Genomic DNA, 3,297 nt, shown 5'->3' on the forward strand with positions numbered 1-3,297 from the left:
CACGCCGCGATTAAATAGCCCCTAGATTGAACAAATTTTAATCCTGAAAGGTCAACAGGCCCTGATTTATGTGATGAAAATAAATATTGCCAGCCCAGCTGTCTATTGTGGTTTGGATATTTTTTACGTAACAAATGCGGCATGTACACACCGCAATACAAAGGGTTTTTAAGATCTAATTGTAGATAACTATCAACTAATTGTATTTGGGAACGTAATTGCGGTGTGAGCTCTACGGCAAGGGTTACAACACGATTTTTGCCTCCTTTGCCATCCCAAATTCGAATGCAGTTATAGTCAAAGTCAATATCGTGTACCCGTAAACGCAGTACCTCCATTAATCGCATACCACTGCCATAAAGTAATCCACAGGGTAAATAATGCTTTGCAGAGCACACTTTAAAAAAATTATTTATTTCTTGCTGCGTTAAAACTACCGGTAGTTTAGTTGCTCGTTTGCTCTTAATAAAACTTAATGATAATGAAAGTGGCTTTTTAATCACTTCTTTAAATAAAAAGCTCAACGCATTTAAGGCTTGTGTTTGAGTGTTAGGAGCAACATTTTGTTGATTGACTAAGTAATTTAAAAAAAGTTCGACCTCATTATCTCCCATCGTTGTTGGGTGCCTCATAGAGTTAAATCGAATAAACGAAGCTATCCAGTATAAATACGCTTTAATAGTACTTTTAGCATAACGCTTTAGATACATTTGTTCGGCTATCATAGTTAAAAAAGGTGATTTCATGATATGAATCTCTAGTAAAAGTTAACTGTATATATAGACAGTGCTTGTTGTTTTGTCCAATATTACTGATCTCCACCATTTCGGTGTATTTGTGCATTGATTAAAAATAATTTCCAGTTAACTAATTGTTTACAGGTGTTTATTTGATGGTTAAGATAAATGCACTGTAATATATGGACATTTGTCGGTTTATAAAACGACAAACGTCGTAGACAAAATTGTTATATTTATTTGGCGTCAACATACCTCAAATTCAAGAATGTGAAGCTAATCACTCATGCGTCACATCATCAAGCTGTACTTTATCTTTTTTCTAGGTTTTACTACTTATAACAAACACTTGAGCAAAGGCTAGGTATGAATATATTTGAGAATTTCAGACTACTTAAATCAGATATGGAAGTTAAAGGATGGATAATAGAAGCATTTTCTTTTAACTACAAAAATGTAGATTATGTAGTCCTAGTTAAGCTATACCAAGATCATGAAGTTAAGGTAAATCCTTATGCTCTTTTGAAAGTTGAATTCTTAAAAGCACATGATATTGATGACAACTTAATTGTTGAGGCCAATGCCCGAGAACTTTTCGCTAATGCTCGAAAATTGAGAGAGTATTTTGGTATCGAGTGGACAGAAAATCTTGGGAGTATTTTACGACAGTTTAATGAACACTTTGCTCAATTTATTCCTGATAAAGTAGATTTATCAAAGAGTAATCTTTTAAAAAAGGCTATGAATAAATCACTTTCTGAAAGCGATAGTGAAGACCCAAATAAAATATATTGTTACGGTGTTCGTAGAAACTCGGATAATGGGACAAGATCAATATTCAATGATAATAAATCTAGGCTACTGAAACCTAAGCTATACGAAAAGTTCAAAGATGATAATACAGTTAGTTTTTGCTACTCACCAAAGAGTGAGCGAGAAAAAAGTGATGCTGAAATTATTAGGAATTTTACGAATAAATGAAATTTCTAATAGCCTCGTAGAAATATAAATATAACAAGGCACCTAAACGTAACAAAAACAGTGGGTTACGTTTCGCTTTGCTACACATTTTAACCCACTATTTTTGTCCGCTTAATGCGGCGTTATATTTTTTTAATGAATCAGTGAGTCCATACAAAAATGATTATGAATGAATTAGTTTCTTATAAACACGAAAAAAAGTACAAGATAAACTCTTTTACTCTCAATAGAATTCAGGCGGTAGTTTTATCGACTAGTGAAGAACTATTAAGCTCTTCAACGGTTAATAATGAAAGTGGCTCTTCAAAAAACTTAAGCTTTACAACTCGTAATATTGTTAATGGAGATGAATGTAAATTTGAGATTACATTTAAAATAAGCTCAACGGAAATACTCAATATTAATTTAGTTCTGCTTGATGGCCCTAGTTCTTTTAATGAAGTTCATTTGAAATATGAAGTGCTTAGTTTCATTGATGAGCTACTAGGTGGTGAGCATAATGGTGATTTAAAAGAATACACAGTTAGAACATATTCTAAGATTTTTAACTCTCACCCTATGAGAGGGGAGTTTCTTATAAACTCTGATTATAAATTTCTAATAAAACCACATTGCTGGACAAGTAAAGAAGAGCCCTTAACTGAACAGGTTGTGATGTTAGATACAGAGGTTAAAGCTGTTAACATTGAACATGCCAGAAGCTTAGCTTACAACCACACAGTGAATACAAACTCTTACCTATCAGTTTTACTTGATGTAGGGTTTGAAACAATTAGTTCTGAATTCAGAATGTTCACAATAAAACATGAAGAAGAGTTTTATATTAATCGCTACAGAACTGGTTTTGTAGATTATGAACTTGGACTTATTGTCAAAGATAATCATTACGGCTTAAAAGATTTAAAAGATATAGAGCACGTAAACTCTTTCGATTCAGGGAAACTTACAGTTAATTTTGCTATGGAAAACGATAATGGAGGAATGGACTTTTTGAGCTCTCTAACTCAAGAAACCATATCCAATAACGATTTCTTAGAGGGCGTATTTACTAACCATAAAATAAGTAAAAACAAGAATAAAAGTAAAACTAAACCAGAGTTTATCCCTGTGAGTGATGAACCGCATTATCCTATTAATGAAATTAGAGTCCCTTCTGATATTAGGAAGTACTTCAAAAGTATTTCAGTTTTAGAAAAGAGGAAAAAGGAAGCGTTTTTATCTTGCTGCAGAATGTACAACATTGCCTTAACATTGGGGAAAAAACAGCCGACATTGGAACAAGCTTATAAAATTTGTTCGGTCGAAGCTCTTTCGAATTTTGAAAAAATTAGTTTTTCTGAATTTATGGTTAAATATAGTAAAAGTGGTTTTGATAAGGCTTTATCGGATTATTTTTATAGTGTTAGATCTGGTCACTTCCATGCGGGACGGTTTTATTTTGATGAACATGACATGAATATGCAAAGAGAGATAGCATTTACTTCTCAGGAAAAAACAAGTGATTACATTAATTTCAATCGTTATATCAGAATAGTTATTGTAAATTGGCTAACAAAAAATATAATCGGGTAGCCGGAGG

At 32.7% G+C, this 3,297-nt stretch carries 3 protein-coding genes; 2 read left to right on the forward strand and 1 reads right to left on the reverse strand.

Annotated features, from left to right (window positions below; genetic code table 11):
- The coding region (locus CWB66_RS10940) for an integron integrase (RefSeq protein WP_252371742.1) at positions 1-746 on the reverse strand (746 nt) is incomplete at its 3' end.
- 357 nt (positions 747-1,103) lie between these two features.
- Between CWB66_RS10940 and CWB66_RS10945 the strand changes: the two genes are divergently transcribed.
- Both CWB66_RS10945 and CWB66_RS10950 read left to right on the forward strand, forming a co-directional pair.
- Entirely contained in the window at positions 1,104-1,718 is a 615-nt protein-coding gene (locus CWB66_RS10945) for a DUF6037 family protein (RefSeq protein ID WP_138585401.1), read from the forward strand.
- A 165-nt stretch (positions 1,719-1,883) separates the two neighbouring features.
- The gene (locus CWB66_RS10950; RefSeq protein WP_138585402.1) at positions 1,884-3,290 is read left to right on the forward strand and encodes a hypothetical protein; all 1,407 of its coding nucleotides are present in this window, start codon (positions 1,884-1,886) and stop codon (positions 3,288-3,290) included.
- Positions 3,291-3,297: the final 7 nt, after the last annotated feature.

The sequence above is a fragment of the Pseudoalteromonas sp. S558 genome (assembly GCF_005886635.1).
GTDB lineage: Bacteria > Pseudomonadota > Gammaproteobacteria > Enterobacterales > Alteromonadaceae > Pseudoalteromonas > Pseudoalteromonas aliena.